The 6,200-nt window shown below is 67.4% G+C and carries 2 protein-coding genes; both read left to right on the top strand.

All coding sequences use genetic code 11. The features are described 5' to 3' along the window. The coding region (locus tag BEP68_RS18025; RefSeq protein ID WP_222839542.1) for a PKD domain-containing protein at window positions 1–1,439 on the top strand (1,439 nt) is incomplete at its 5' end. A gap of 244 nt (window positions 1,440–1,683) precedes the next feature. Further along, window positions 1,684–6,200 (top strand): PKD domain-containing protein (locus tag BEP68_RS18030; RefSeq protein ID WP_187250801.1); only part of this gene is annotated, 4,517 nt, incomplete at its 3' end.

Consider the following 6,200-nt stretch of genomic DNA (forward strand, 5'->3'; position numbering starts at 1 on the left):
CGAACTATGCCGTGGACGGTTCGGGTGTGTTCCGGCTGACGGCCGGTGGCGCGCTGCGGACGGCGTATCTGCCCGGTGTCTCGTCGGCAGCGACCGAGGTCACGGTCGATGCGACGTTCGATTCAGTGCCGGTCGGCGGCAGCGTGCAGGCGCAGGCGCTCGCTCGTCGGATCGGTGCGGACGACTACCGGGCTCGGGTCACGGTCACAGCCAGCGGTTCGGTGAGTCTGCAGGTGCTGCGCAGCGGCACGACGCTGGCGACGCAGAACTTGACGGGTCTGACCGTCACGCCGGGAACAGCGTTGACGCTGCGGGTGGAGGCATCGGGGACGAACCCGACGACCGTCCGGGCGAAGGCGTGGAAGTCGGGCACGGCGGAGCCGGCGGCATGGCAGCTGAGCACGACGGACTCGACGGCCGCGCTCCAGGCGCCCGGTCAGGTGGGCCTGGCGGCATACGCGGGATCCGGAGTATCGAACGTGCCGTTCCTGGTGCGGTTCGACAACCTGGTCGCCAAGATCCCCGGCACGGTCGTGCCGCCGCCCAATGCGAACCCGGTGGCGTCGTTCACCTCGTCGGCGAACGCTCTCGCTCTGAGTGTGGACGGGTCGGGCTCCACCGACTCCGACGGCTCGATCACGTCATGGGAGTGGGACTTCGGAGACGGCGCGGTCGGCACCGGTGCAACGGCGTCGCACACCTACGCCGCGGCCGGCACGTATACGGTCGCCCTGAGGGTCACCGATGACCGAGCCGGTGTTCACACCGTCACGAACACCGTCACCGTCGCTGCTCCCGAGCCGGAGCCCGTTCTTCCGCTCGTGGTGGACGAGTTCGACCGGACGGGCGTCAACGGCTGGGGCTCGGCCGCCACCGGTGGCGCGTGGTCGTACTCGACCACGTCGCTGTCGGCGTACTCGGTCGACGGTGCGGCGGCGAAGATCGCCGTCGGAGCTGGATCGACGCGCGCTGCATATCTCGCATCGATCTCATCGGAGTCCACTGATCTCACCGCGGCGATGACCGTGAGCGAGCTGCCGGTCGGCGGCAGTGTCTTCACGTCGTTCATCGCGCGTCGGGTGGGCGCTGAGGATTATCGGGCTCGAGTCGTGATCGCGGCGAACGGTGCGGTGCAGCTGCAGGTGCAGCGCACGGCGACGACGCTGACCGCGGCGAACATCGCGGGGCTCACGCTCGCGGCCGGTGAGGAGCTGCAGGTGCGGGTGCAGGCGTTCGGTGCGAATCCGACCACGATCCGCGCGAAGGTGTGGAAGACGGGCACGACCGAACCCGCCGCCTGGCAGGTGAGCACGACGGATGCGACCGCCGCCCTCCAGGCCGCGGGCCACGTCGGTGTCGCCGCATACCTCGGCTCGGGCACGACCAACGTGCCCTACACCGTGTCATTGGGCAGCATCAGGGCCGTTCCGGTCCCCTGACCCGGCACCGCCGAATCGCAGAACCCGGATCCGCGGGGCGTCACCGACGCCCCGCGGATCTTTTGCTGCGCCCATTACCAGAAACATCTGTGGTCGCTATAGACGGCATACAGACATTCCGGTATTCTGGCGATCGCTGCACACTTAGCCGTCTTGCGTGAAGGGGTTCGCGAAGACTGGCGGATGCAGCATCTGGGGTACTGGGGAGCACTCTTCGAGTGCATTGAATTTGGGGAGCGAGCACATGGGTGTTCTGCGCAATTTTCTGGGGAACAAGAAGGCGTCCGGACTGAGGTTCGGTACGACGCTCGCTGTGACCGCGTTGATCGCGAGTGGTCTGGTGCTCGCGCCAGCCGCCGCCAACGCCGACACTGCGCCCGTCGAGCCGAACGTGCCGTCGACGGTGACGACCGACGCGTTGCCGACCGTTCAGGTCAACGGCATCGTCTGGGACCAGGTGATCGTCGGCAACACCGTCTACGCGGCCGGTCAGTTCGCCACGGCCCGGCCCGCGGGCGCGGCGGCCGGCGTCAACGAGGTCGCTCGTAACAACGTCATCGCGTACGACATCCGCACAGGCGCGATGACGTCGTTCGCCCCGAACGTCAATGGCCAGGTGCGGTCGATCGCGGCATCCCCCGACGGCAAGCGCCTCTACATCGGCGGCGACTTCACCGCGGTCAACGGTTCCACGCGCAACCGTGTCGCGGCTTTCGACATCCCCGCTGGGACGCTGGTCGGGTCCTGGGCCCCGAGCGTGAACGCCTCGGTGCGTGCGATCACCGCCACCAACTCCGCGGTGTACTTCACCGGCATCTTCGGCCGGGTCGCCAGCAACGACCGAGTGCGAGCCGCTGCGGTGAGCTCCTCGGGAGCGCTGCTGCCCTGGGCCCCGCAGCTCGACAACCGCGGCAACGACGTCGTGGTCTCGGGCGACGGCACCAAGGTCGCGCTGGCCGGGCACTTCACCACGGTCAACGGTTCGTCGAACCCCGGATACGGCATGGCTCTGGTCGATGCGACGACTGGTGGGCTGCTGCCGTTCGCGGCCAACAGCATCGTCCGCAACGGCGGCCCCGACGCCGCGATCTGGTCGCTGACGACCGACGGCGACAACCTCTATGGCACCGGCTACCACTTCGGCGGCGGTGGCAACCTCGAGGGAATCTTCAAGAGCGACTGGGCGACGGGCGGTCTGACCTGGGTCGAGGACTGCCACGGAGACACCTACAGTGCTTACGCGACTCCCGACGTCGTGTACGGCGCCGGCCACTCCCACTACTGCGGCAGTCTGGTCGACGGGTTCCCGCAGAGCGAGCCCTGGACGTTCTACCGCGGTGTCGCCTTCTCGAACTCCGTCGAGCGCACCACCCCGTACGGCCTCGGCTACGGATACTACGACTGGGGCGGAAACCCGGCTCCTCGTCTGCTCCACTGGTACCCGACGTTCAACACGGGCTCGGTGAGCGGTGCGAACCAGGGTCCCTGGAACGTCACCGGCAACACCGACTATGTCGTCATGGCGGGTGAGTTCACCCGCGTGAACAACCAGCTCCAGCAGGGCCTCGTCCGATTCGCGACGACCTCGAAGGCGCCGAACAGCGATGGTCCTCGCCTGAGCAGCAGCACCTGGGTGCCGTCGGCGAACTCGATCGCCCAGGGGACCATGCGCGTCAGCTGGCCGCTCAACTGGGATCGTGACAACGAGTTCCTCGAGTACAAGCTGATCAGAGACGGCGCCAACGCGTCGCCGATCTACACCACCACAGCACGGTCGAAGTCGGCCGACTGGGGTCTGGCCGGACTCTCCTTCATCGACAAGGGGCTCGTCCAGGGCAGCACGCACACGTATCGCGTCCGAGCAGAGGACGCCCACGGCAACGTGGCGTGGAGCAACATCATCACCGCGACGGTGAACGGTGCGGGGGTCATGCCGGCCTACTCGACGGCGGTGCTCGATGACGCCCCTACCAGCTACTGGCCTCTCAATGATTCGGGCTCCTCGTCGATCGACTGGGCAGGTTCGAGTGACCTCGCTGTACGCGACGGCGTGACCAGGAGCGTCGACGGCGCTCTGACGCCGGCATCCGTTCCGGCATCGAGCTTCAACGGCACGAACACGGGCTTCGCCACGACGCAGACGGCCATCGAGGGTCCGCAGAAGTTCGCGATCGAGGCCTGGTTCAAGACCACGACCACCGAAGGCGGCAAGATCGTCGGATTCGGAAACAGCCCGACCGGGACCTCCTCCGCGTACGACCGTCATGTCTACATGGACCAGAGCGGTCGAGTGAACTTCGGCGTCTACCCGAATGCCTCTCGCATCGTCACCTCATCGGACGCGTACAACGACGGTACGTGGCACCACGTGGTCGCATCGCTCGATCCGACCGACGGCATGGAGCTGTTCATCGACGGCGTGAAGGTCGCGCAGCGCTCCGACACGACGTCGGCTCAGGCCTACACGGGCTACTGGCGCATCGGCGGCGACTCGACGTGGTCGGGCTCCCAGTTCTTCAACGGCTCGATCGACGAGGTCGCGATCTACAACGGCGCTCTCTCCCGCACGCAGGTCCAGGAGCACTACGTGGCCTCCGGTCGCACGCTCGAGGGATCCACGCCGCCCAGTGACGGATACGGCGCGGCTGTCTACGCGGCAGAACCGACTCTGTACTGGCGTCTCGACGAGACATCCGGGACCGTTGCGGCCGATTCGTCAGGCTCGGCGCAGCGCGGTTCGTACTTCGGTGCTCACACGAAGGTCGCCACTGGAGCTCTCGACGGAGTGACCAGCGGATCGACCACCTTCGAGGGCGGACAGCTGATCAGCCAGAAGTCCTTCGTGAATCCGGTGGTGTACTCGACGGAGGCGTGGTTCAAGACCACCTCGTCGTCCGGCGGCAAGATCATCGGCTTCGGCAATGGCGCGACGGGCAACTCGTCGAGCTATGACCGCCATGTCTACATGACGGATGCCGGGCGGCTCGTCTTCGGTGCCTATACGGGGCAGACCGTGATGGTCACCTCGGACAACTCGTACAACAACGGCCAGTGGCACCACGTCGTGGCGACCCAGGGGCCTGCGGGCATGCGGCTCTATGTCGACGGCGCTCTCGTCGGCGAGAACCCGAACACGGCAGCGGAGAACTACACGGGCTACTGGCACGTCGGTGGCGACGTGACGTGGGGACCTGGCGGCAACGAGTTCGCCGGCACGATCGATGAGGTCGCCGTCTACTCGTCGGTGCTCTCTCCTGCGACCGTCGCAGACCACTACAGCCTGGGCAGCGAGGGCGCTCCGGCGAACAAGCTGCCGTCTGCGAGCTTCGCGTCGCAGGTGTCCAAGCTGAAGGTCGACGTCGACGGCTCGGCATCCACCGACGAGGACGGAACGATTGCCTCGTACGACTGGAACTGGGGTGACGACAGTGCGCACGGTGTGGGAGCGACAGCCACCCACACCTATGCGACCGCCGGCACGTACACGGTGACACTGACGGTGACGGACGATCGCGCCGGCACGGCGCAGAAGACCGCCGAGGTGGTCACGGTGGCGAATGTGCCCCCGACTGCGGCATTCACCTCCTCGGTGACACCGTTGAAGGTCGCTGTGGATGCGTCGACCTCGGTCGACTCGGACGGGACGATCGCTTCGTACGACTGGAACTGGGGCGACGGAAGCGCGCACGGTTCGGCTGCGACCGGAACACACACCTACGCGGAGGCCGGCACATACCTGGTGACGCTGACGGTGACCGACAATGACGGCGTCACGGCGACCAAGACGGAATCCGTCGTGGTCCCCCCGATTCCGGCGAACGTCGCGCCGACTGCAGCATTCACCTCGACCGCGAACGGTCTGGCTGCGTCGGTGAACGGCGGCGGGTCCACGGACTCCGACGGCTCCATCGCGTCGTACGACTGGAACTGGGGTGACGGTACTGCGCACGGTTCCGGTGCATCGGCCACTCACACGTATGCGGAGGCCGGCACGTACACGGTGACGCTGACCGTGACGGACAACGTCGGAGCGACGGGGACCGTCGCGCACGACGTGACGGTCGAAGCGCCGGTCGGGCCGAGTGTCCTCGCGACGGACTCGTTCGGACGGACGCTCCCGAGCGGTCTCGGGACGTCCGACCTGGGCGGTGCGTGGTCGCTGGCCAATGCGGCATCGAACTATGCCGTGGACGGTTCGGGTGTGTTCCGGCTGACGGCCGGTGGCGCGCTGCGGACGGCGTATCTGCCCGGTGTCTCGTCGGCAGCGACCGAGGTCACGGTCGATGCGACGTTCGATTCAGTGCCGGTCGGCGGCAGCGTGCAGGCGCAGGCGCTCGCTCGTCGGATCGGTGCGGACGACTACCGGGCTCGGGTCACGGTCACAGCCAGCGGTTCGGTGAGTCTGCAGGTGCTGCGCAGCGGCACGACGCTGGCGACGCAGAACTTGACGGGTCTGACCGTCACGCCGGGAACAGCGTTGACGCTGCGGGTGGAGGCATCGGGGACGAACCCGACGACCGTCCGGGCGAAGGCGTGGAAGTCGGGCACGGCGGAGCCGGCGGCATGGCAGCTGAGCACGACGGACTCGACGGCCGCGCTCCAGGCGCCCGGTCAGGTGGGCCTGGCGGCATACGCGGGATCCGGAGTATCGAACGTGCCGTTCCTGGTGCGGTTCGACAACCTGGTCGCCAAGATCCCCGGCACGGTCGTGCCGCCGCCCAATGCGAACCCGGTGGCGTCGTTCACCTCGTCGGCGAACGC

The sequence above is a fragment of the Microbacterium sp. 4-7 genome (genome assembly GCF_014332665.1).
Lineage (GTDB): Bacteria > Actinomycetota > Actinomycetes > Actinomycetales > Microbacteriaceae > Microbacterium.